At 69.0% G+C, this 23,227-nt stretch carries 20 protein-coding genes and 1 tRNA gene; 12 read left to right on the forward strand and 9 right to left on the reverse strand.

The annotated features are described in order from the left end of the window. The first annotated feature begins 3 nt into the window (after positions 1 to 3). The 7 genes from IE325_RS08775 (at position 4) to IE325_RS08805 (ending at position 8,485) form a co-directional block, all read left to right on the forward strand. Entirely contained in the window at positions 4 to 1,164 is a 1,161-nt protein-coding gene (locus tag IE325_RS08775; protein ID WP_190069146.1) for an acyl-CoA dehydrogenase family protein, read from the forward strand. A gap of 200 nt (positions 1,165 to 1,364) precedes the next feature. Beyond that, complete coding sequence (locus IE325_RS08780) at positions 1,365 to 2,411, forward strand: ABC transporter substrate-binding protein (protein ID WP_190069147.1); 1,047 nt, start codon at positions 1,365 to 1,367, stop codon at positions 2,409 to 2,411. A 111-nt stretch (positions 2,412 to 2,522) separates the two neighbouring features. Further along, positions 2,523 to 3,332 carry a siderophore-interacting protein gene (locus IE325_RS08785; protein WP_190069148.1) on the forward strand — a complete coding sequence of 270 codons (810 nt, stop codon included), beginning with the start codon at positions 2,523 to 2,525 and terminating at the stop codon, positions 3,330 to 3,332. Between the two features lie 135 nt (positions 3,333 to 3,467). Next, a complete protein-coding gene (gene desA, locus IE325_RS08790) occupies positions 3,468 to 4,910 on the forward strand; it encodes a lysine decarboxylase DesA (RefSeq protein ID WP_190069149.1) in 1,443 nt (480 codons plus the stop codon). Beyond that, positions 4,894 to 6,171: a lysine N(6)-hydroxylase/L-ornithine N(5)-oxygenase family protein gene (locus IE325_RS08795; protein ID WP_190069150.1), complete on the forward strand. Its 1,278-nt coding sequence runs from the start codon at positions 4,894 to 4,896 to the stop codon at positions 6,169 to 6,171. Before desA ends, IE325_RS08795 begins: the two co-directional genes overlap by 17 nt. Beyond that, positions 6,168 to 6,716, forward strand: coding sequence for a GNAT family N-acetyltransferase (locus IE325_RS08800; RefSeq protein ID WP_190069151.1), 549 nt, complete (start codon positions 6,168 to 6,170; stop codon positions 6,714 to 6,716). Before IE325_RS08795 ends, IE325_RS08800 begins: the two co-directional genes overlap by 4 nt. Next, positions 6,713 to 8,485, forward strand: a complete 1,773-nt coding sequence (locus tag IE325_RS08805) for an IucA/IucC family protein (protein ID WP_190069152.1) — start codon at positions 6,713 to 6,715, stop codon at positions 8,483 to 8,485. The genes IE325_RS08800 and IE325_RS08805 overlap by 4 nt, the downstream gene beginning before the upstream one ends. Before the next feature lie 63 nt (positions 8,486 to 8,548). Here the strand turns inward: IE325_RS08805 and IE325_RS08810 are convergent, their stop codons facing one another. Next, entirely contained in the window at positions 8,549 to 10,069 is a 1,521-nt protein-coding gene (locus IE325_RS08810; protein ID WP_190069248.1) for a beta-N-acetylhexosaminidase, read from the reverse strand. A gap of 159 nt (positions 10,070 to 10,228) precedes the next feature. Between IE325_RS08810 and IE325_RS08815 the strand changes: the two genes are divergently transcribed. After that, entirely contained in the window at positions 10,229 to 11,089 is an 861-nt protein-coding gene (locus IE325_RS08815) for a DUF4429 domain-containing protein (RefSeq protein ID WP_190069153.1), read from the forward strand. A 6-nt stretch (positions 11,090 to 11,095) separates the two neighbouring features. Here the strand turns inward: IE325_RS08815 and IE325_RS08820 are convergent, their stop codons facing one another. After that, positions 11,096 to 12,661, reverse strand: a complete 1,566-nt coding sequence (locus IE325_RS08820; RefSeq protein WP_190069154.1) for a purple acid phosphatase family protein — start codon at positions 12,659 to 12,661, stop codon at positions 11,096 to 11,098. A 175-nt stretch (positions 12,662 to 12,836) separates the two neighbouring features. On the opposite strand from IE325_RS08820, the gene IE325_RS08825 reads away from it, so the two are divergent. Further along, positions 12,837 to 13,094 carry a hypothetical protein gene (locus IE325_RS08825; protein ID WP_190069155.1) on the forward strand — a complete coding sequence of 86 codons (258 nt, stop codon included), beginning with the start codon at positions 12,837 to 12,839 and terminating at the stop codon, positions 13,092 to 13,094. 14 nt (positions 13,095 to 13,108) lie between these two features. Next, complete coding sequence (gene glmS / locus IE325_RS08830) at positions 13,109 to 14,926, forward strand: glutamine--fructose-6-phosphate transaminase (isomerizing) (RefSeq protein ID WP_190069156.1); 1,818 nt, start codon at positions 13,109 to 13,111, stop codon at positions 14,924 to 14,926. A gap of 24 nt (positions 14,927 to 14,950) precedes the next feature. On the opposite strand, the gene IE325_RS08835 is transcribed toward glmS, so the two are convergent. The 5 genes from IE325_RS08835 to IE325_RS08855 all read right to left on the reverse strand — a co-directional run bounded on the left by IE325_RS08835 (position 14,951) and on the right by IE325_RS08855 (position 18,371). Then, positions 14,951 to 15,466, reverse strand: a complete 516-nt coding sequence (locus IE325_RS08835) for a GNAT family N-acetyltransferase (RefSeq protein ID WP_190069157.1) — start codon at positions 15,464 to 15,466, stop codon at positions 14,951 to 14,953. A gap of 84 nt (positions 15,467 to 15,550) precedes the next feature. Continuing rightward, positions 15,551 to 15,623, reverse strand: a tRNA-His gene (locus IE325_RS08840). Between the two features lie 117 nt (positions 15,624 to 15,740). Next, positions 15,741 to 16,343 carry an oligoribonuclease gene (gene orn, locus IE325_RS08845; protein ID WP_190069158.1) on the reverse strand — a complete coding sequence of 201 codons (603 nt, stop codon included), beginning with the start codon at positions 16,341 to 16,343 and terminating at the stop codon, positions 15,741 to 15,743. 103 nt (positions 16,344 to 16,446) lie between these two features. Next, the gene (locus IE325_RS08850; RefSeq protein WP_190069159.1) at positions 16,447 to 17,676 is read right to left on the reverse strand and encodes a helix-turn-helix domain-containing protein; all 1,230 of its coding nucleotides are present in this window, start codon (positions 17,674 to 17,676) and stop codon (positions 16,447 to 16,449) included. 377 nt (positions 17,677 to 18,053) lie between these two features. Then, a complete protein-coding gene (locus IE325_RS08855; RefSeq protein ID WP_190069160.1) occupies positions 18,054 to 18,371 on the reverse strand; it encodes a hypothetical protein in 318 nt (105 codons plus the stop codon). A 321-nt stretch (positions 18,372 to 18,692) separates the two neighbouring features. On the opposite strand from IE325_RS08855, the gene IE325_RS08860 reads away from it, so the two are divergent. Next, a complete protein-coding gene (locus IE325_RS08860) occupies positions 18,693 to 19,220 on the forward strand; it encodes a universal stress protein (RefSeq protein WP_190069161.1) in 528 nt (175 codons plus the stop codon). A gap of 150 nt (positions 19,221 to 19,370) precedes the next feature. Beyond that, a complete protein-coding gene (locus IE325_RS08865) occupies positions 19,371 to 19,937 on the forward strand; it encodes a GPR1/FUN34/YaaH family transporter (protein ID WP_190069162.1) in 567 nt (188 codons plus the stop codon). Positions 19,938 to 20,003: 66 nt separating this feature from the next. Here the strand turns inward: IE325_RS08865 and IE325_RS08870 are convergent, their stop codons facing one another. Together IE325_RS08870 and IE325_RS08875 are read right to left on the reverse strand one after the other, a co-directional pair. Then, the gene (locus tag IE325_RS08870; protein ID WP_190069163.1) at positions 20,004 to 21,053 is read right to left on the reverse strand and encodes a sulfotransferase family protein; all 1,050 of its coding nucleotides are present in this window, start codon (positions 21,051 to 21,053) and stop codon (positions 20,004 to 20,006) included. 1,003 nt (positions 21,054 to 22,056) lie between these two features. Beyond that, entirely contained in the window at positions 22,057 to 23,112 is a 1,056-nt protein-coding gene (locus tag IE325_RS08875) for a LacI family DNA-binding transcriptional regulator (protein WP_190069164.1), read from the reverse strand. Positions 23,113 to 23,227: the final 115 nt, after the last annotated feature.

A 23,227-nucleotide genomic window follows, 5' to 3' on the forward strand; every position in this document is an offset into this window, starting at 1 on the left:
GCCATGGACCACCGTCTCTCCCCCGAACTGGAGGAACTCCGCCGTACGGTGGAGGAGTTCGCGCACGACGTCGTGGCGCCGAAGATCGGCGACTTCTACGAGCGTCATGAGTTCCCGTACGAGATCGTGCGGGAGATGGGCCGCATGGGGCTGTTCGGGCTGCCGTTCCCGGAGGAGCACGGCGGTATGGGCGGCGACTATCTGGCGCTGGGCATCGCGCTGGAGGAACTGGCCCGGGTGGACTCCTCGGTCGCCATCACCCTGGAGGCGGGCGTCTCGCTGGGCGCGATGCCGATCCATCTCTTCGGCACGGAGGAGCAGAAGAGGGAGTGGCTGCCGAAGCTGTGCTCCGGTGAGGTCCTCGGTGCCTTCGGGCTGACCGAGCCCGACGGTGGCTCGGACGCGGGGGCGACGCGGACGACGGCCCGCCTCGACCCGGAGACCGACGAATGGGTCATCAACGGCACCAAGTGCTTCATCACCAACTCCGGTACGGACATCACCGGCCTGGTCACGGTCACGGCGGTGACCGGACGCAAGCCCGACGGCAAGCCGCTGATCTCGTCGATCATCGTCCCGTCCGGCACACCTGGCTTCACGGTCGCGGCGCCGTATTCGAAGGTCGGCTGGAACGCCTCCGACACCCGTGAGCTGTCCTTCCAGGACGTCCGCGTCCCGGCGGCCAACCTCCTGGGCGAGCAGGGCCGTGGGTACGCCCAGTTCCTGCGCATCCTGGACGAGGGCCGGATCGCCATCGCGGCACTGGCGACGGGGCTGGCGCAGGGCTGCGTCGACGAGTCGGTGAAGTACGCGAAGGAACGTCACGCCTTCGGCCGTCCGATCGGCGCCAACCAGGCCATCCAGTTCAAGATCGCCGACATGGAGATGAAGGCCCACACGGCCCGCCTGGCGTGGCGGGACGCGGCCTCGCGTCTCGTGGCCGGGGAGCCCTTCAAGAAGGAAGCGGCGCTGGCGAAGCTGTACTCCTCCACGATCGCCGTGGACAACGCCCGCGACGCCACCCAGATCCACGGCGGCTACGGCTTCATGAACGAGTACCCGGTCGCCCGTATGTGGCGGGACTCCAAGATCCTGGAGATCGGCGAGGGTACGAGCGAGGTGCAGCGCATGCTGATCGCCCGGGAACTGGGACTGGTGGGCTGAGCCCGTCCGACCACCCGAACAAGGCCCAACATCCCTTGATTGCAAGGGTGTTGGGCCTTGTTGATCTACCGAGGCACCCTCACAGCAGGTAAACAGCTTCGATCACAAGGGCCCCCACCCCTGGACATCAGCTCAGGTTAGGCTAACCTACCTTCGAATTGTCCGGCGGGTGATCCGCCCTGTTCGAAAGCAGCGTAGCCATGCCCAACGCCAGAGCCACCCACCTCACCCGTCGCGGCATCCTCGCCGCGGGCGGCGCCCTCGGCCTCGGGGCCGCGCTGGCAGCGTGCGGGGACGACGACGGGAAAAGCGGTGGTTCCGGCGAGGCCACGACCGCTGCCAAGTCCGGCCCCTGGACGTTCAAGGACGACCGCGGCACCACGGTGAAGCTCGACAAGGTCCCGACGAAGATCGTCGCCTTCGTCGGTGTCGCCGCCGCCCTGTACGACTACGGCATCGAGGTCAAGGGCGTCTTCGGCCCGACCACGACGAAGGGCGGCAAGGCCGACGTCCAGGCCGGCGACATGGACGTCAGCAAGCTGACGGTCTTCGGCAACGCGTGGGACCAGTTCAACGTCGAGAAGTACGCCGCGTTCGCCCCCGAGGTCCTCATCTCCACGACCTTCGACAGCGCCGGCACCCTCTGGTACGTCCCCGAGGCATCCAAGGACAAGATCGCCAAGCTCGCGCCGAGCGCCGCGATCTCCGTCTACGACCGCCAGATCACCCAGCCGCTGGCGAAGATGTGGGAGCTGGCCGAGTCCCTCGGCGCGGACATGAAGGCCGACAAGGTCGCGGCCTCGAAGAAGGAGTTCGAGGCCGCCGCCGAGCGACTGCGCAAGGCCGCGAAGTCCCGTCCCGAGATCAAGGTGATGGCCGGTTCCGCAAGCCAGGACATCTTCTACGTCTCCGGCACCAACCTCTCCATCGACCTTGAGTACTTCAAGTCCCTCGGCGTGAACTTCGTCGAGCCGCCGGAGAGCGCGAAGACCGAGGGTGGCGGCTGGTTCGAGTCGCTGAGCTGGGAGAACGTCGACAAGTACCCGGCGGACGTCATCATGATGGACGACCGGTCCTCGACGATTCAGCCCGCTGACATCACCGAGGCGACCTGGAAGAAGCTGCCTGCGGTGAAGGCCGGGCAGGTCATCGCGCGTTCGCCTGAGCCGATTCTGTCGTATGCGAAGTGCACGCCGCTTCTCACGAGCCTCGCCGAGGCCATCGAAAAGGCCAAGAAGGTCGCCTAAGAGACGGCCACTTGGGGTTGTGGGGCGACTGCGGGCCGGTTTGCGGCTGGTCGCGCAGTTCCCCGCGCCCCTGAGTAGGCACACCTGACGTCGATTTGGGAGTTGCCCCCTATGACCACCGCCGTCGCCGCCCCCTTCCGCTTCTTCTCCCTCCAAGTCATACGGACGCGGCAGCTCGGGCCGTCCATGGTCCGGGTCACCTTTGGTGGGGACGAGCTCGCGTACTTCTTCTCCGACGGGCGTGACCAGTCCCTGTCGCTCTTTCTGCCGCACCCGGGGCAGAGCGAGCCGCAGGTTCCGCTGGAGCTCGGTGACGGGTGGTGGCAGGGGTGGCGGGAACTGCCGGACGACGTACGGGCCGTGATGCGGTCGTACACGCTGCGCTCCCTGCGCCGGAACCCCGACGAGATCGACATCGACTTCGTGCTGCACACTCCGGCAGGACCCGCGTCCGAGTGGGCCTCGCGGGCCGCCGCCGGTGACCGGGTCCTGCTACTCGGGCCCGCGATCGCGGACAACCGGGCGATCCGGTTCCGGCCGCCGGAGGACGCCGACCTTGTCGTCATCTGGGGCGACGAGACCGCCGTACCCGCCGTCTCCGCCATCCTCGAATCCCTGCCGGCCGGCACCCGTGCCCGGGTGTGGCTGGAGGTGCATGACGCCGGGGACATCCAGGATCTGGTGACGGAGGCCGACGCCGAGATCACCTGGCTGGTGCGGGAGGACGCCCTGGATGTCGTCCGAGCCTCCCAACTCCCGCCCGCCGAGCACCCGTACGTCTGGATCGCCGGTGAGTCCGGCCGGGTGAAGGCGCTGCGGCGGCACTTCGTCGGTGAACGCGGGATCGACCGGCGCAGGGTGACATTCGTCGGCTACTGGCGCCAGGGGATGACCGAGGAACAGCTGCGCGCCGCCGAGTAGTCACTCCCGGGATCGACGTGATCACGGTCACGGTCGAGGCCGCCCTAAGCCTCCGTTAGTTAGGTTAGGCTTACCTAAGTTGAACCACGGCACCCCCCGCACAAACACGGCCCGTCCCCACCGGAGGACCTCCCCATGCGCTCGCACCTGCTCAATGACACGACCGCGGAGCGGTACCGCAGCTCCGTGACCGAAGGTATAGAGCGGGTGGCAGCCAAACTCGCCGCCACCGACCGTCCGTTCACCGGTGTCACCGTCGACGCCCTCGCCCCGACCATCGACGCGATCGACCTCGACAAGCCGCTGCTGGACACCGCCGCGGTGCTCGACGAGCTGGAGGACGTCTACCTCCGGGACGCGATCTACTTCCACCACCCCCGCTATCTCGCCCACCTCAACTGCCCGGTCGTCATCCCTGCCGTGCTCGGCGAGGCGATCCTCTCCGCCGTCAACTCCTCCCTGGACACCTGGGACCAGTCGGCGGGCGGCACCCTGATCGAGCGCAAACTGATCGACTGGACGACCGCCCGGATCGGGCTCGGCCCGAACGCCGACGGTGTCTTCACCTCCGGCGGCACGCAGTCCAACCTCCAGGCGCTGCTCCTCGCCCGCGAGGAGGCCAAGACCGACACCTTCGCCAAACTGCGCATCTTCGCCTCCGAGGTCAGCCACTTCAGCGTGAAGAAGTCCGCGAAACTGCTGGGCCTCGGCCAGGACGCCGTCGTGTCCATCCCCGTCGACCACGACAAGCGGATGCAGACCGTCGCCCTCGCCCGCGAACTGGAGCGCTGCCGCCGCGACGGCCTCGTCCCCATGGCCGTCGTCGCCACCGCCGGGACCACCGACTTCGGCTCCATCGACCCGCTGCCCGAGATCGCCGAGCTGTGCGAGCAGTTCGGCACCTGGATGCACGTCGACGCCGCCTACGGCTGCGGGCTGCTGGCCTCCGTGAAGTACCGGGGCCGTATCGACGGCATCGAGCGCGCCGACTCGGTCACCGTCGACTACCACAAGTCCTTCTTCCAGCCGGTGAGTTCCTCGGCCGTGCTGGTCCGGGACGCCTCGACACTGCGCCACGCGACCTACCACGCCGAGTACCTCAACCCGAAGCGCATGGTCACCGAGCGCATCCCCAACCAGGTCGACAAGTCCCTCCAGACCACCCGCCGGTTCGACGCCCTCAAGCTGTGGATGACGCTGCGGGTGATGGGCGCCGACGGCATAGGGCAGCTCTTCGACGAGGTCTGCGACCTGGCGGTGGAGGGCTGGCAGCTGCTGGCCGCCGACCCGCGCTACGACGTCGTGGTCGAGCCGAACCTCTCCACCCTCGTCTTCCGCTACATCCCGGCCGCCGTCACCGACCCCGCCGAGATCGACCGCGCCAACCTGTACGCCCGCAAGGCCCTGTTCGCCTCCGGCGACGCCGTGGTCGCGGGCACGAAGGTCCAGGGCCGGCACTACCTGAAGTTCACCCTGCTCAACCCCGAGACGACGGCCGAGGACATCGCCGCCGTCCTCGATCTGATCGCCGGCCACGCCGAGCAGTACCTGGGAGAGTCCCTTGACCGCGCGTCCTGAAAACCCGACCAGAACCCATGATTTCGTGGGGATCGGGCTCGGCCCGTTCAACCTCGGCCTCGCCTGTCTGACCGAGCCGATCGACGAACTCGACGGCGTCTTCCTGGAGTCGAAGCCCGACTTCGAGTGGCACGCGGGCATGTTCCTGGACGGCGCCCACCTCCAGACCCCGTTCATGTCGGACCTGGTCACCCTGGCCGACCCGACGTCGCCGTACTCCTTCCTGAACTATCTGAAGGAGAAGGGCCGGCTCTACTCGTTCTACATCCGCGAGAACTTCTACCCGCTGCGCGTCGAGTACGACGACTACTGCCGCTGGGCCGCGAACAAGCTGAGCAGCATCCGCTTCAGCACGACGGTGACGGAGGTGACGTACGAGGACGAGGTCTACGTCGTACAGACCGCCGCCGGTGACACCTACCGCGCCCGCCATCTCGTCCTCGGTACCGGCACCCCGCCCTACATACCCGAGGCCTGCCAGGGCCTGGACGGCGACTTCCTCCACAACTCCCGCTATCTGCAGCACAAGCAGGAGCTCCAGAAGAAGGAATCGATCACTCTCGTCGGCTCCGGGCAGTCCGCCGCCGAGATCTACTACGACCTCCTCAGCGAGATCGACGTCCACGGCTACCGGCTGAACTGGGTCACCCGCTCCCCGCGCTTCTTCCCGCTGGAGTACACCAAGCTCACGCTGGAGATGACGTCGCCGGAGTACGTCGACTACTTCCGCGAGCTGCCGGAGGCCACCCGCTACCGGCTGACCACCGAGCAGAAGGGCCTGTTCAAGGGCATCGACGGCGATCTGATCAACGAGATCTTCGACCTGCTCTACCAGAAGAACCTCGGCGGTCCCGTGCCCACGCGCCTGCTCACCAACTCCTCCCTCAACAGCGCGCGGTACGAGAACGGCACGTACACGCTGTCCTTCCGCCAGGAGGAGCAGGGCAAGGAGTTCGAGCTGGACTCGCAGGGCCTGGTCCTGGCCACCGGCTACAAGTACGCCGAGCCGGAGTTCCTCAAGCTCGTGCGCGACCGCCTGGTCTACGACTCGCACGGCAACTTCGACGTCGCCCGCAACTACGCCGTCGACATCACCGGCCGCGGAGTGTTCCTCCAGAACGCCGGCGTCCACACGCACAGCATCACCAGCCCCGACCTGGGCATGGGCCCGTACCGGAACGCGTACATCATCCGCGAGCTGCTCGGCACCGAGTACTACCCGGTCGAGAAGACGATCGCGTTCCAGGAGTTCTCGGTATGAGCAGCACAGACACCTTCACGTTCCGCGCCCTCGACCCCCTGAAGGACGCCGAGCTGCTGCACGGCTGGGTCACCCACCCCAAGGCGGCCTTCTGGATGATGCAGGACGCGAGCCTGGTCGACGTCGAGCGCGCCTACATGGAGATCGCGGCCGACGAGCACCACCACGCGCTGCTCGGCCTCGACGAGTACGGCGTCCCCGTCTTCCTGATGGAGAAGTACGACCCCGCCCACCGCGAGCTGGTCGGCCTGTACGAGCCGCAACCCGGCGACATCGGCATGCACTTCCTCACGCCGCCCACCGACCGGCCCGTCCGCGGCTTCACCCGGTCCGTCATCACGGCCGTCATGGCGCACCTCTTCGAGGACCCGGAGGTGCGGCGGGTGGTCGTGGAACCGGACGTGTCCAACAAGGCCGTCCACGCCCTGAACGAAGCCGTCGGCTTCGTTCCCGAGCGCGAGATCCAGAAGCCGGAGAAGAAGGCGCTGCTCAGCTTCTGCACCCGTGAGCAGTTCGTAGCAGCCGCCGGAGGAGTAGCCGTATGACCCTGTCCGACGCCGTAGCGCATCTGTCCCCCCACCGCTGGGCGCGGGCCAACCGCCTCCTGATCCGCAAGGCACTCGCCGAGTTCGCGCACGAGCGCCTGATCACACCGGAGGCCGCCGAGGACGGCGCGTACGTCGTCCGCAGCGACGACGGCCTCACCCGCTACACCTTCACGGCCGTACTCCGTGCCCTCGACCACTGGCAGATCGACGCCGACTCGATCACCCGCCACCGTGACGGGGCCGAACTCCCGCTCGCCGCCCTGGACTTCTTCATCGAGCTCCAGAAGTCCCTGGGCCTGAGCGACGAGGTCCTGCCGGTCTACCTGGAGGAGATCTCCTCCACGCTCTCCGGCACCTGCTACAAGCTGACCAAGCCGCAGGTCCCGGTCGCCGAGCTGGCGAAGTCCGGCTTCCAGGCCATCGAGACCGGCATGACCGAGGGCCACCCCTGCTTCGTCGCCAACAACGGGCGGCTCGGCTTCGGCATCCACGAGTACCTCTCGTACGCCCCCGAGACCGCGAGCCCGGTCCGCCTGGTGTGGCTGGCGGCCCATCGCTCCCGCGCCGCGTTCACGGCCGGTGTCGGCATCGGGTACGAGACCTTCGTACGCGACGAGCTGGGCGCGGAGACCGTCGAGCGCTTCCACGCCGTCCTGCACGACCAGGACCTGGACCCCGCCGACTATCTCCTCATCCCGGTCCACCCCTGGCAGTGGTGGAACAAGCTGACGGTCACCTTCGCCGCCGAGGTCGCCCAGAAGCACCTCGTGTGCGTGGGCGAGGGCGACGACGAGTATCTGGCCCAGCAGTCCATCCGGACCTTCTTCAACACCTCCAGCCCCGAGAAGCACTACGTCAAGACGGCCCTGTCCGTCATCAACATGGGCTTCATGCGCGGACTGTCCGCCGCCTACATGGAGGCGACCCCGGCCATCAACGACTGGCTGGCCCAACTCATCGACAACGACCCGGTGTTGAAGGCCACGGGCCTGTCGATCATCCGCGAGCGCGCCGCCGTGGGCTACCGGCACCTGGAGTACGAGGCGGCCACCGACCGCTACTCGCCGTACCGCAAGATGCTGGCGGCACTGTGGCGCGAGAGCCCGGTGACCCAGCTGAAGGACGGCGAGTCACTGGCCACCATGGCCTCCCTCGTCCATGTCGACGACGAGGGCGCGTCCTTCGCGGGCGCGCTGATCACCGAGTCGGGCCTCACCCCGACGGAGTGGCTGCGCCGCTACCTGAAGGCCTACTTCACCCCGCTCCTCCACAGCTTCTACGCCTACGACCTCGTGTACATGCCGCACGGCGAGAACGTCATCCTGGTCCTGAGGGACGGCGTCGTCCAGCGCGCGATCTACAAGGACATCGCCGAGGAGATCGCCGTCATGGACGTGGACGCGGTGCTGCCGCCCACGGTCGAGCGGCTGCGCGTGGACGTCCCGGAGGAGAAGAAGCTCCTGTCCATCTTCACGGACGTGTTCGACTGTTTCTTCCGCTTCCTCGCCGCGAACCTCGCCGCCGAGGAAATCCTCACGGAGGACGACTTCTGGCGCACGGTCGCCGAGGTCACCCGGGACTACCAGCACTCGGTGCCCGAACTCGCCGACAAGTTCAAGCAGTACGACATGTTCGCCCCCGAGTTCGCCCTGTCCTGCCTCAACCGCCTCCAGCTCCGCAACAACAAGCAGATGGTGGATCTGGCGGATCCGGCGGGGGCATTGCAGCTGGTGGGCAACCTGAAGAACCCGATAGCGGGGCTGTAGCAGGCCCACACAGAGCTGGCGGGCACCCCCGGAGTACGGTCCTCCGGGGGTGCCCGTCTTCATTCACCAGGGAACTTGCGGCGACCGGTAGAAGTTGATCCCCAACGCCTCCCACCGCGGCCCCTGCGCGGCGAGCCGCACCTTGTAGCCGTCCCAGTCATGCGTGGCAGCCGGCGACCACCCCAGCTCAGCCACCCCCGCCAGCCTCGGGAACGCCATGTACTCGAGGTCCGAGGACTTCGAGAGCGTCTCAGTCCACATCGGCGCCTCGACGCCCCGCACAGCGGCGGAAGGAACTCCCGGCAGATAGTCGCCCGGATCCCAGTCGTAGGACCGCTTCACCTCAACCAGCCCCGCCCAGTCCAGCCCAAGCGGTGTATCGGCGGTGTACTTCATATCGAGGTAGATCCGATCGGCCGGAGACAGCACGACCCCGGTCCCGTTCTGCGCGGCCCTCGCAACCTGCGCCTTCTCCTCCGCACTCGTGCTGTCCAGCCCCCAGTACTGAGCGACGGCGCCCGGAGCCGGAGTGGCCCCGGTGAGCTGATGCCACCCCACCACGGTCTTTCCGTACTCCGCGACGATCGGCTGCACCCGGTCCATGAACTTCACATAGTCCTCGTGACTCGTGGAGTGCGCCTCGTCCCCGCCGATGTGCAGATACTTCCCCGGCGTCAGCGCGGCCAGCTCCCGGATCACGTCGTCCACGAAGTCGTACGTGATGTCCTTGCCGACGCACAGCGAGCTGAAGCCGACCTCGGTGCCGGTGTAGAGCGGCGGAGCCACCCCATCGCAATTGAGCTCGGCATACGACGCCAGCGCCGCATTCGTGTGCCCCGGCATATCGATCTCAGGCACGACCTCAAGATGACGCGAGGAGGCGTACCGGACGATCTCCTTGTAGTCGGCCTTGGTGTAGTACCCGCCGGGCCCGCCGCCGACCTGCGTGGAGCCGCCGTACGTCGCCAGCCGCGGCCAGGAGTCGATGGCGATGCGCCAGCCCTGGTCGTCGCTGAGGTGCAGATGCAGCTTGTTGAACTTGTACAGGGCGAGTTGATCGACGTACCGCTTGACCTGGTCGACGGTGAAGAAGTGCCTGGAGACGTCGAGCATCGCGCCGCGCCAGCCGTAGCGCGGGGTGTCCCGGATGGTGCCGCCCGCGACCAGCCAGGGGCCGGGCTGGACGGTGTTCTTCTCGACGGCGGCGGGCAGCAGCTGGCGCAGGGTCTGGACGCCGTGGAAGAGCCCGGAGGGCTTCGCGGCGGTGATGGTGACGCCGCCGCGGCCGCTGTCCAGGCGGTAGCCCTCCGCACCGAACGAGCCCTGGGCGAGGCGCAGTCGGATGCCGCCTTCGCCATGGGCGGTGACGGGGAGGCGGTAGCCGGTGGAGGGGCGCAGGACGGACGCGAGGTACTCGCCGACGCGGCGGGCCTCACGGGAGTCGTCCACGCGTATCCGGGTGCCGCTGGTGATCCGGTACGGCGATCCGCCCGGGGTGACCGAGGCGGGCGCCGGGACCAGCCGGTCGAGCGGTCCCGGCGATGCCGCCTCGGCGGGGGCGGCCCCTGTCACCGAGACGCCCATCGCGACCAGCAGCAGGGAACCGAGAAGGCGCAGCGTTCTGAGTCTCACAAGACCGTGTCTCACAAAACCGTCCCTTCGACGAGCCGTTGAGCCATCGAGCCGTTGAGCTCCAAGAGGTCTGGACCACCCTCTCGTGAGACAGGTGGAACAATCCACCCCATGGCGGAAATCATCCAGAAGGACGGCACGTGGGACTTCGACGGCGACGCACTGCGACTGACTCCCGGACGGGACAAGAACGTCAGCCTGTTCCGCAAGACGCTGGGTGAACTGGTCGTCCCGCTGGGCGCGTTGGCGGGCGTCTCCTTCGAGCAGGGCAAGAAGGCGGGGCGGCTCAGGCTGCGGCTGCGCGACGGCGCCGACCCGCTGCTGCACGCCACGGGCGGCCGGCTCGCCGAGCCCAACGACCCGTATCAGCTGATCGTGGAGTCCGACCGCTACGGCGTCGCCGAGTACTTCGTGGACGAGGTCCGCAACGCCCTGCTGCTGGACGAGGTCCCGGCCGATCCGGTCGACAGCTACCTGCTGCCGGGCCCGCCCCTCCCCTTGTCGGTCTCCGCAGGGGACGCCACCGCCAGCTTCGACGGCGAGCGCATCCGGCTGGAGTGGAACTGGAAGACGGAGGACGCCAAGGCCGCCGCCGGCACCCGCTCCATCGGCCTCGCCGACATCACGGCCGTGGAGTGGCATCCGGCGGCGGGCCTGGAGAACGGCCACCTGCGCTTCGTGGTGCGGAACGCGCCCACCACCAAGGCCCCGCCCAAGTACGACCCGAACGCCGTGGAGCTGTGGGGCTTCAAGAAGGACCCGCTGATGGCCCTGGTCGCGGCGGCGGTCCAGGCCCGCCTTCCGCATCCGTCCGCTCCGGTCGAGGACGAGGTCCCGCAGGAGGACCCCGTGGTCCAGGACCACGACGCCCTCCTGCGCCGCCTGCGCGAACTCGGCGAGCTGCATCGCACCGGCGTACTGACGGACGAGGAGTTCACCATGGCCAAGCAGGCGGTCCTGAAGCGGATGTAGCGAGGCCTACTTGGCCTTGCGGGCCACCGTGAAGTGGTCGATCCGGTCACCGGTCTCGGCGATGCCCGAGACCTTCAGGGTGGCGTACCGGCCGCGCGGGGCGGGGTTCACGTCCACCCGCAGGAACGAGTAGTTGAGGTACCGCACCCGCGACCAGGCGACGGTCTCGTTCTTCTTGCCGTCCTTGAGGTTGACGAAGGAGGCCACGGAGTCGACCTCGTTCTCGTGCCCCTCGTAGGAGTCGGGCGCGGAGAACGCGTACAGGCTGCGGCCGGCCGCGCCTGCCGTGACATAGACGACGCCCTCGGTCTCGGGGTAGGCCGTGCCGCCGATCGGCAGCTTCTTGACGACCTCGTCCCCCTTGATCACATCCGTGCGCTCGTACTGGTGGTTGTGACCGTTGATGACCAGATCCACCTGGTACTTCTCGAACAGCGGCACCCACTCCTGGCGCACGCCCCCCTCCGAGGCGTGCGCGGTGGAGGTGCAGTACGCGCAGTGATGGAAGAACACGACGACGAAGTCGATGTCATGGGCGGCCCGGAACTTCTTCAGCTGCGCCTCGAACCATGTGGTCTGCGTGCCGCCGGAGATACCGAGGTTGGCCGGGATCTCGTACGACACGTCGTTCGGGTCGAGCGAGATGATCGCGGTGTTGCCGTGGACGAAGGAGTAGACGCCCGGCAGGTGCTTCTTGTCCGGCCCGTTGTCGGGGAGCGTGAAGCGGGCCTCCTCGCCGCCGTAGCCGTTGGGCGAGTACCAGGCCTCCATGTCGTGGTTGCCGTAGCTCACCATCCACGGCACGGACTTGGCGACCGACTCGGTCTGGTACAGGAACTGGTCCCAGGTGCGCGAGTCGAAGCCGGTGTCGGAGGTCTTGCCCTGCCCCGCCGGGTCGCCGTACGCGATGTCACCGGCGTGCAGATGGAAGCTCGGGCTCTGGCCGAGGATCAGACTGTCGTTGGCCAGCGCGTGATAGCTGACGCCCTGGTCGCCGAAGGCCGTGAAGGTGAACGGCTCCTTGTGCGCGGGGGCGGTGGTGAAGGTGCCCAGGGTGCCGAGCAGGTGCGGCTCGGCGGGGTCGAAGCCGGCGTGTCCGACGCCGTAGTAGTACGTCCGGCCGGGGCGCAGGTGGGTCAGCTTGGCGTGGACGTAGTACTGGGTGTGGTCGGCGCTGGCTCCGACACCGGCCGGGGTGTAGAGGCTGCGGACCTCGGCCTCGATCTTGTGGGAGAGGTCCCAGGGGTGGGCGCCGATCCGGACGAACGGCTTCTTCACGGCGACCGGCACCTGCCACGAGACGGTCATCTCGGTGCGTGCGTCGTTGCCGTAGGCGAGGTGGCGGCCGAAGGGGGCGACCAGGGCGCCGTCGACGGTCTCGGTGCGCGGGGCGGCCTTCTGCGTCGGTACGGCCGCCTGGGCGGTGGCGCCGGGCACGAACGCGCCGCCCGCGACGGCACCGAGGGTGACGGCGCCGCCTCTGATCATCGAGCGCCGGGAGAACTTGGCGCGCAGGTACTCGTGCTGTTCGGCCATGCTCATGCGCTCGGCCAGGTGCTGGGGTACTCCCATGCGAGGTATGTCCATGGCGTCACAAGCTGGCCGGTGCACACATCCCCCCGCGGAACAACCGCCCAACGAACACCCATGGGCGTTCCATAACTCTCCCAAAGCCCTCTGACACCCTCGTGCCCGAAATCGGGCAGGATTCTTGCGAAGCGATCCCTCATACCCCAGGATCTACCGAGTGCACGACGACCTCGTTGATCATCTGACCCGCAGCACGCCCCTCAGCCGGGGCGAGGCATCGCGGGTGATCCAGGACGTGCTCGCCTACTTCGACGAGACGACCGAGGAGTTCGTCCGTCGCCGCCACCGCGAACTCCAGGCCCAGGGCCTGGTGAACGCGGAGATCTTCGAACGGATCGAGGCGGACCTGAAATACCGGACGGTGGCACCGCCGGAGCTCACGCTCCGCCAGTTGCGCCGGATCGTCTACGGCTAGGGATACCTATATATATGTGCGGAATCGTCGGATACATCGGGAAGCGCGACGTGGCGCCCCTCCTCCTTGAGGGCCTCCAGCGCCTGGAGTACCGCGGCTACGACTCGGCCGGTGTGGTCGTCTCCTCCCCCAAGGCGCCCGCCCTGAAGATGGTCAAGGCCAAGGGCCGGGTCCGTGACCTGGAGGCCAAGGTCCCCGCGCGCTTCAAGGGCACCACCGGCATCGCCCACACCCGCTGGGCCACCCACGGCGCCCCCTCCGACGTCAACGCCCACCCGCACCTGGACGCCGAGGGCAAGGTCGCCGTCGTCCACAACGGCATCATCGACAACGCCGCCGACCTGCGCCGCAAGCTGGAGGCCGACGGCGTCGAGTTCCTCTCCGAGACCGACACCGAGGTCCTCGTCCACCTCATCTCCCGCTCGCAGGCGGAGAAGCTGGAGGACAAGGTCCGCGAGACGCTGCGCCTGATCGAGGGCACGTACGGCATCGCGGTGCTGCACGCCGACTTCCCGGACCGCATCGTCGTCGCCCGCAACGGCTCCCCGGTCGTCCTCGGCATCGGCGAGAAGGAGATGTTCGTCGCCTCGGACATCGCCGCCCTGGTCACCCACACCCGCCAGATAGTGACGCTGGACGACGGCGAGATGGCCACGCTGAAGGCCGACGACTTCCGCACCTACACGACGGAGGGCACGCGTACGACCGCCGAGCCCACCACCGTCGAGTGGGAGGCCGCCTCCTACGACATGGGCGGCCACGACACCTATATGCACAAGGAGATCCACGAGCAGGCCGACGCCGTGGACCGCGTGCTGCGCGGCCGCATCGACGACCGCTTCTCGACGGTCCATCTGGGTGGGCTGAATCTGGACGCCCGCGAGGCCCGCCAGATCCGCCGCGTCAAGATCCTCGGCTGCGGCACCTCGTACCACGCGGGCATGATCGGCGCCCAGATGATCGAGGAGCTGGCCCGCATCCCCGCGGACGCCGAGCCGGCCTCCGAGTTCCGCTACCGCAACGCGGTCGTGGACCCCGACACCCTCTACATCGCCGTCTCCCAGTCCGGTGAGACGTACGACGTCCTCGCGGCCGTCCAGGAGCTGAAGCGCAAGGGCGCCCGGGTGCTCGGCGTCGTGAACGTCGTCGGTTCCGCCATCGCGCGCGAGGCGGACGGCGGCATCTACGTCCACGCCGGCCCCGAGGTCTGCGTGGTCTCCACGAAGTGCTTCACCAACACCACGGTGGCCTTCGCGCTCCTCGCCCTGCACCTGGGCCGCACCCGCGACCTCTCCGTCCGCGACGGCAAGCGGATCATCGAGGGCCTGCGCAAGCTGCCCGCCCAGATCGCCGAGATGCTGGAGCAGGAGGAGGAGATCAAGAAGCTGGCCCAGGAGTACGCCGAGGCCCGCTCGATGCTCTTCATCGGCCGTGTCCGGGGCTACCCGGTCGCCCGCGAGGCCTCCCTGAAGCTCAAGGAGGTCTCGTACATCCACGCCGAGGCCTACCCCGCCTCCGAGCTGAAGCACGGCCCCCTGGCCCTGATCGAGCCCGCCCTGCCCACGGTCGCGATCGTCCCCGACGACGACCTCCTGGAGAAGAACCGCGCCGCCATGGAGGAGATCAAGGCCCGCAGCGGCAAGATCCTCGCGGTGGCCCACCAGCACCAGGAGAAGGCCGACCAGACGATCGTCGTCCCGAAGAACGAGGACGAGCTGGACCCGATCCTGATGGGCATCCCGCTCCAACTCCTCGCCTACCACACGGCGTTGGCCCTCGGCCGGGACATCGACAAGCCGCGGAACCTCGCGAAGTCCGTGACGGTGGAGTAGCCACCGCCGGGGAGCGGGACGGCATCAGGGGCGCAGTACCGACTGCCATCTGGTCTCGCCGTCCCGCTCCTGTTCGGTCGCGGCCAGCCCCGCAGCGGCGGCCACCGCGGCCGAGGCATGGTGCTCGGGGTGGATGTGCGCGACGACCGTACGCACCGACCGCCGCCCCAGCCAGTCGACGAGCCCCCGCGCCGCCTCCGAGGCGAACCCGCGCCCCTGCCACGGCAGGCCCACCACCCAGGCGATCTCAGCGACGCCGTCGGCGGTGATCGTGGCCTGGACGGTGCCCACGAGACATGACTCGGCGCGCAGCCGGAGCACCCAGTTGCACCAGGAGACCGCGGGGTCAGGGGCTCCGGCGACGAGCCGTCCGTAGCGGGCGCGCAGGTCGTCGAGGGTGTGCGGGGCGCCGCCGATGAAGTGGTGCAGCGCCGGGTCCGACAGCACGACGGCCATCTCCTCGGCGTGCTCGACGCGCAGCGGGACGAGATCGAGCCGGTCGGTGCGGATCGGCTCGGCGGATGTGCGGGGTTCGGACATCGCCGCAGCCTACGGCCCGGCGGATGACCCTGCGGAAAGAGAATCAGCCGGTGACTTCGATGAAGTCACCGGCTGATCATCAAGGGTGAGTGACGGGACTCGAACCCGCGGCATCCTGGACCACAACCAGGTGCTCTACCAGCTGAGCTACACCCACCATGTCCGGTTGTTGACTTCCGTGGAGTCCCCGACCGGCCGAGAAAAAGTGTACAGGGTCCGAAGGGGTGCTCGCGCACGCCTTTTGGGGCGCCCTGGTGCGACCCCCCTCACACACCTACTGAGCTGGCAGAACGTACTTCGCGGCGATCGACTTCGCGGTGTCGGAGTCCGGGCCCGGCTGGGGCACGAAGACGGCCTCACGGTAGTAGCGGAGTTCGGCGATCGACTCGCGGATGTCGGCGAGGGCGCGGTGGTTGCCGTTCTTCTCGGGGCTGTTGAAGTAGGCCCGCGGATACCAGCGCCGGGCGAGCTCCTTGATGCTCGACACGTCGACGATCCGGTAGTGGAGGTAGTCCTCCAGCGTCGGCATGTCCCGCAGCAGGAAGCCGCGGTCGGTGCCGACGGAGTTGCCGCACAGCGGCGCCTTGCCGGGTTCCTTGACGTGCTCGCGGACGTAGGCGAGGACCTGGTCCTCGGCGTCCTTGAGGGTCGTCCCGCCGGCGAGTTCCTCCAGCAGCCCGGACGCGGTGTGCATCTGACGCACCACCTCCGGCATCGTCTCCAGCGCCGCGTCCGGCGGACGGATGACGATGTCGACGCCCTCGCCGAGGACGTTCAGCTCGGAGTCGGTGACGAGGGCGGCAACCTCGATGAGCGCGTCGTCGGACAGCGAGAGGCCGGTCATCTCGCAGTCGATCCACACCATGCGATCGTTCATGGGCCCCACCCTACGGCTGACGTCCGTTCTTGGGTGCCCCGCGTCGGTGCTGACCTCAAACGCCGGACGGGCTGGTCGGTCAGTCCGTCCGGCGTTCTCGAGGTCAGGCTCCGCTGCGCTGGCCCGGCAGGGCTGCCCGGCCGCCGACGTACAGCTCGCGTCCGTTCTCCGAAGGCGCGGGCGGGCCCACGGGTGCCGGGGTGCGGCGGGTCTGGAGCGGGACGGGGCCGCCCTCCGGGTACGGCGTGGGCGGCGGGCCCTGCGGTACCGGGCCCGGTCCGGGCGTGGGCTCCGTGTCCGTCGGTCGGTCACCCTGCGGACGCCGGGCGCGGTACGCCGCCCGGTACGCGGCCGGCGACGAGCCGAGCTGGCGGCGGAAGTGCCCGCGCAGCGCCACCGGCGAGCGGAAGCCGCAGCGGCCCGCGACCTCGTCCACCGAGTAGTCGGACGTCTCCAGCAGCCGCTGCGCCTGCAGCACCCGCTGGGTGATCAGCCACTGCAGCGGGGCCGAACCCGTCAGCGAGCGGAACCGGCGGTCGAAGGTGCGGCGCGACATGTACGCGCGCGCCGCGAGCGTCTCCACGTCGAACTGCTCGTGCAGGTGCTCCAGCGCCCAGGCGACGACCTCCGCGAGGGGGTCGGCGCCGATCTCCTCCGGTAAAGACCGATCGAGATAGCGCTCCTGACCGCCCGAGCGGCGCGGCGGGACCACCAGACGGCGGGCCAGTGCCCCGGCCGCCTCGTTGCCGTGGTCCGTCCGCACGATGTGGAGACAGAGATCGATTCCGGCCGCCGTGCCCGCCGACGTCAGCACGTCGCCGTCGTCGACGAACAGCTCTCGCGGATCCACGTGCACCGACGGATAGCGCTTGGCCAGCGTCGGTGCGTACATCCAGTGTGTCGTCGCGGGTCGGCCGTCCAGCAGGCCCGCCGCGGCGAGGACGAAGGCGCCGGTGCACAGCCCGACGATGCGGGCGCCTTCCTCGTGCGCCCGGCGCAGTGCGTCGAGCGCCTCCTCCGGCGGCGGCGAGGTGATCGAACGCCAGGCAGGCACGACGACCGTGCCCGCCCGTGAGATCGCCTCCAGGCCATGCGGCGCCGAGAGTTCCAGGCCACCTGTGGTCCGCAGGGGGCCTTCCTCGCCACCGCACACCAGCAGTCGGTAGCGCGGCACGCCGGCGTCCTGGCGGTCTATCCCGAACACCGACAGCGGTATGGAACTCTCGAAGATGGGGCCGCCGCTGAACAGCAGCACCGCGACGATCTCCTTGCGGCGTCGCCCGGAAAGCTTCCGGGCCGCGGCTTCCGGCGCGGCAGTGGAGTCGTGGCTCATACTGCTAAGCCCCCCTCGGTGGTCGCGGCTCCTCGGTTGTGTCGCTCCTGCACGTTTCCCCTCGGTCCTGCACGAGTCCCCCGCCGTAGACAGTCAAGATCGAATCTACTGTGTCGCGCCGCGCCTCAGTGGCCGGTTCACCACTCGGCACATTGTCGACTTGGCAACTTGGCGTGAAGCATTCGATCACGAAGCGTTGCACTCACGGGCCGTGCAGGGAAGTGCGCCTTGTCGCGGTGGCCAATCCACGTAGGGTGCGCAGACCCCCTGAGGCCCTTTCCGTGCAGGTGGAACGGGGGTTGGAGGGTGTTCGGGGCAGGGAATGCATGCGCGCCAGAAGTTGGCTGAAAAGTGGCGTGCCGGGGTGTGAAAACCGGTCAGCCGACCGGTGTATTTCCCCCAGTGTGACGTCCGCCTCTATGGGCCCCGGTTCCCGTCCGGTGATGGCGCCCGCGACGCCGGGGTGACGGGCCGTGACGCTCCTCCTGCCGCAGCCGGGTCGCGCCGCGCTCGGACTGGCGCAGCAGCACCCGGCACACCGCCGTCACGGCGGCGAGACCGAGGGCCGTGCCGGTCGCGCCGGCCAGCGAGGTGCCGTAGACGAGGAGGACCACGGGGACCAGGACGCAGCTGAAGGCCGCCCAGCGGACCACATCGGTGGCGCTGTCCTCGGCGGGGGTGTGGGGTCCGGACATGGGTGCGTGCTCCTGGGCTCCCTGGGCGGTGGCTCGTGGTGATCAACGCGGGTTCGAGCCCTGGGTCACTGATCAACGGCTGTCCATGCGGGGGGACACGAGTGAACCTTGTGCAAACCGCCTGTACACCGCAGCAACCATTGCGTTACGGGCGTCCCCTCGTGCATGCTCCCTGGAACCCGCACCGACCGTGAGCGGGTATCTGGGCTAAGGAGGCGTGCCGCCGTACCCTTGGGGTATGGGGTTGGGAAGACCATTCCCGGACACAGCTCCGCCGCAACGATGTCCCACCCACACAAGGATCTTTACGCCGAGACAGCCATGGCCGGTCACGAATTCTTCGAACCCGCGGACCGCAAGCGGCCCGTCGCCGACCCCACGGCGGCCGAGCCCCTGGCGGCGGAAGAGCCACGCCACTCCTGCGATCCAGCCTTCAAACACGGCGTCGTCGTCGGCTTCGACGGCTCCACCTCCAGCGAACGCGCCCTCGCGTACGCCATCGGCATGGCCCATCGCTCCGGGTCGGGCCTGATCATCGTCCACGTCGCCAACCGGCTGCCCACCACGGTGTGGGCCGGCTGTGAGCCACCGGTCTTCGTCGACGTACCGGATCACCGCACCGAGGTCCTCGGCCTCGAACTCGCGTGTGCGGAGTACCTCGCCGAGGTGCCGTGGATCCTCGTCGAGCGCGGCGGCGACATCTGCAACGAACTCGAAGAGGTGGGGCGGGAGTACGAGGCGGACGCGATCGTCGTCGGCTCCACGCACGGCATCGTCGGCCGGATCTTCGGGTCGGTCGCGGGGCGGCTCGCCAAGCGGGCCAAGCGTCCCGTCGTTGTCATTCCGTAACTCGCCGTTGTCCCAGGTGAGATGAGCCGTTCGAGACACCGCTCCCCTTCTCGCGTTGCGTGAATCTACTGGCGCGTAGAGGTGTTTGTGCCCTTGTGAAGGGCATATATGGCACACCGCACAACTGCACATGCATGAAGGGAGCCCGCCGTGGACAACGACGTCTCCGCGGGAAGCGGAATCACCAGCGTGGTCGGCCGACTCGCCCTCGGAATCACCCTGTTGGCCTTCGGCCTCGGGTACGCCGATGTGATCGACGGCGTGTCGGCCGCTGACGCCGTATCAATCGCCCAGTACGTGGGCGGCATCGCCCTCTTCGTCGCCGGACTGATGGCCCTCCGCGACCGTGACGGCGCGAACGGAACCGCGTTCGTGGCGCTCGGCTCGCTCTGGTTCACCTGGGCCGTCGCGGCGGACGCCCAGGTCTCCGCCAACGCCGCCGGACTGTTCCTGCTGCTCTTCGCCCTCGTGGCACTGTCCCTCACCCTCGCCGGCGGCGACCAGCTCGGCCAGGGTGCGTACGGGCTGTTCTTCGTCTCCCTGCTGCTCATGGCGATCGGCACCTTCGCCGACAACGACGGGCTCACCAAGGTGGGCGGCTGGTTCGCCGTCGCGGCCGGGGCGGTGGCCTGGTACGCCGCGACCGCCGCGCTGGCCCACTGGCCGACGGCACTTCCTCGACGCGCTGCGGGCCGGGGGGTGACGGCCACCGGTTAGCTGCGCAGGCTGGGGAGTTGGGCGGCTTCCCGGCATTTCGAGCGGACCCCCGTGTGAGTGGTGGCATCACGTGGGGGTCCGTGCGTTTGTTGTTCGGCCGGCCAATGCATTTGTGCCCGGCGCGCAACTCTCCGTCAATTCCGCGAACTCGGCTGCCGGCAATCTGCTCGCTGAACCTCGGCGGGTGTGGTCGAGCATGGCGGATGCCGTGTCCAGCCACTGTGGTTGGGGATCCACTCCGATGTACTCGGCCAGGCGGGTGAGTTCTTCGGTCGGCTTGTCCAGCAGATTCTCGTATGCGAGCGTCGTGCGCTGTCCTGCGGGAAGGCCGGCCAGGAACTCCGTGCCGTCGGTGACGAGTTCGGACCACAGGGCGCCGAATCTGCGGAGGGGGAGGTCGCGGTCTCGTACGAGGGCCGGGTCGAAGCGGTCGTCGAGGAGTGGCGCCAAGTCCGGGGGTAGGGCGCGTACATGCTCGGGGGTCAGGTCCGAGAAGCTCTCGATGCCTGCCCGTTCCTTGATCTCGCGGAGCAGGGTGATCGTGCGGTAGCCGACGTGGCGGCTCATGGAGAGGGCGCAGTCGGGGCCGTTCCTGAACATGTGGACGAACCTCGCGTCCGGGAAGGCCTCCCGCAGCTTCGGTGCCCAGCCGGTCGAGTAGCCGGAGCGCTCGACGACCGCGGTTCTGCCGAAACGGCCGCAGAGCAGGTCGAAGAGGGCCCGGTGGTGCTCGGCGGCGGTGCGCCCGGGCCATCGGGGCACCGTCTCGCCGAGGTCGTCGAGGAGACCGTCCGGGTCGTCGGTGAGGTGGGGCAGGACCATCAGGGAGAGGGCGGGGATGCCGGTGGTCTCCGCCGAGTAGCGGCCGGGGTCGCGGGTGTAGAGGAACTCCGGCAGCGGCAGCCCGCTGCGGATCATCCGCTCGAAGTGCGGGGCGGGACGGGAGAGCGCCTGCCAGAACTCCTCGCCGGTCACCTTCCCCTCGGGGAAGGCGGCGTCGCCCACGGAGGCCATGTACTCATTGAGGCTCAGTACGTCGGGGTGGGCGTTGAGCATGCGTGACAGCGCGGTCGAGCCGCTGCGTCCCGTACCGATGACGAAGGTCAAGGTACGCATGGGTCACCCTCCACATTCTGTACCGACCCCGTCCCGAGGGCCGCTGACCGCGTGTGCGGTCCATCCCTGCCCAGTCCATCGGGCCGCGTACCGGGGTGATCGAAGTCGGCCGATTTCTGCGGAGGTACGGCGGGGCGGCGTCCGAGCACGCGGATGAATGGGCCACGTCGGCACGGCGTTCGAGCCCTCGGCACCGGACCGTCGCGGTGGATCAGCGCGCGGGCACGACGCGAGGAAGCGGCACCGCCGGAAGTCTCCCGGGCCGCCTACGTCGCCGATCGGCCCGCCCTCGTCGGCCGGACGTCGGGTGGCCGCACGGCGATACTCACCGCCCCGGCGCATCCCGGACCGCTATGCACACCGGCGTCCACGCCACACCCACGCCCGCGCTCACGACGCCCGAGCGGCATTCGCCGAATGCTCCCGGGCCGCCTACGTCGCCTAAGGCGTCGCCGTCGCCGGTCGGCCCGTCGCCGGTCGGCCCACCGGCGATGCTCACCCCCACGGCGCATCCCGGACCGCCGGTACACGGCGTCCACGCCACACCCACGCTTGCTCCCGCGCTCACGACGCCCAGGCGCGAGCGAACGGCACCCGCCGAAAGTCTTCCGGGCCACCTACGTCACCTAAGCCGAAGCCATCGCCGATCGGCCCGCCCTGCGGCGACCCGCCCTTGTCAGCCAGCCGCCCGGCAGCCGCACGGCGATGCTCACCGCCCCAGCGCATCCCGAACCGCTCAGTACACCCGGCGTCCACGCCCACACCCGCGCCCACCCTCACGACGCCCAGGCACGAGCGAACGGCACCCGCCGAAAGTCTCCCGTGCCACCTACGCCACCCAAGCCGAACGCATCGCCGATCCGCCGCCCTGCGGCGACCCGCCCCCGTCAGCCGGCCACCCGGCAGCCGCACGGCGATACTCACCGCCCCAGCGCACCCCGAACCGCCCAGTACACCGGCGTCCACGCCACCCCCACACCCGCACCCACTCCCCCGCCCACCCTCACGACGAAGCCCGGGTCACCAACTCCGTAGCCAGCACCATCTGCCTCTTCTCCAACCCCCGCGACACCGCCGGACGCCGATCCGCGATCTCGCTCAGCAGGAGGTCGATCATGCGGCGGCCCATTTCCTCGATGGGCTGGCGGACGCTGGTGAGGGGTGGGTCCATGTGGCGGGCGATGGCGGAGTCGTCGTAGCCGACGAGGGCGACGTCGTCGGGGATGCGGCGGCCCGCCTCGCGCAGGGCCTGGCGGGCGCCCGCCGCTGTCACGTCCGAGGCGGCGAAGACGGCGTCCAGGTCGGGGCAGCGCTCCAGCAGCATGGTCATCGCCCTCGCCCCGCCCTCCTCGGTGAAGTCGCCCGCCTCGATGAGCCGCTCGTCCACCTGGTGCCCCGCGTCACCGAGGGCGTCGCGATAGCCGTCGACGCGGCGCTGGGCGCCGTAGACGTCGAGGCGGCCGGTGATGTGGGCGATCTTCCCTCTGCCGCGGCCCAGCAGGTGCTCGACCGCCGAGCGGGCACCGCCGTAGTTGTCGGAGTCGACCGAGGTCAGGGTCTCCGCCGCCGAGCGGGGGCCGCTGATCACCGCCGGGATCTCCAGCTGGGCCAGCAGGTCGGGGAGGGGGTCGTCGGCGTGGACCGAGACCAGCAGGACGCCGTCGACGCGGTGGGCCGCCAGGTACTGGGCGAGGCGGCGGCGTTCCTTGTCGCTGCCCGCGAAGATCAGCAGGAGCTGCATCTCGGTGTCGGAGAGCTCGGCGCCGACGCCCTTGAGCATGTCCGAGAAGTACGGCTCCGCGAAGAAGCGGGTCTCCGGTTCGGGGACGACGAGGGCGATCGCGTCCGTACGATTCGCCGCCAAGGCTCGGGCCGCCGTGTTCGGGACGTAGCCCAGCTCCGCCACCGCCGCCTCCACCGCCGCGCGGGTCGCGTCGCTGACCCGGGGCGAGCCGTTGATCACCCGGGAGACGGTGCCCCGTCCCACGCCCGCGCGGGCCGCCACCTCTTCGAGGGTGGGCCGGCCACCGCTCCGGCCCCGCGCTCCGTGGCTTGCCATGGGCTCCGCCCTCTCGCCGTATTCCGTGCCTGGCCTGGAATCTAACAGTCCCGCGTGCCGCACTGAGCGCCCCCGAACCGCCCCTTGCAGGTCCAGTTAACGGCCCGATAACTGA

The organism is Streptomyces lanatus (assembly GCF_014655715.1).
Lineage (GTDB): Bacteria > Actinomycetota > Actinomycetes > Streptomycetales > Streptomycetaceae > Streptomyces > Streptomyces lanatus.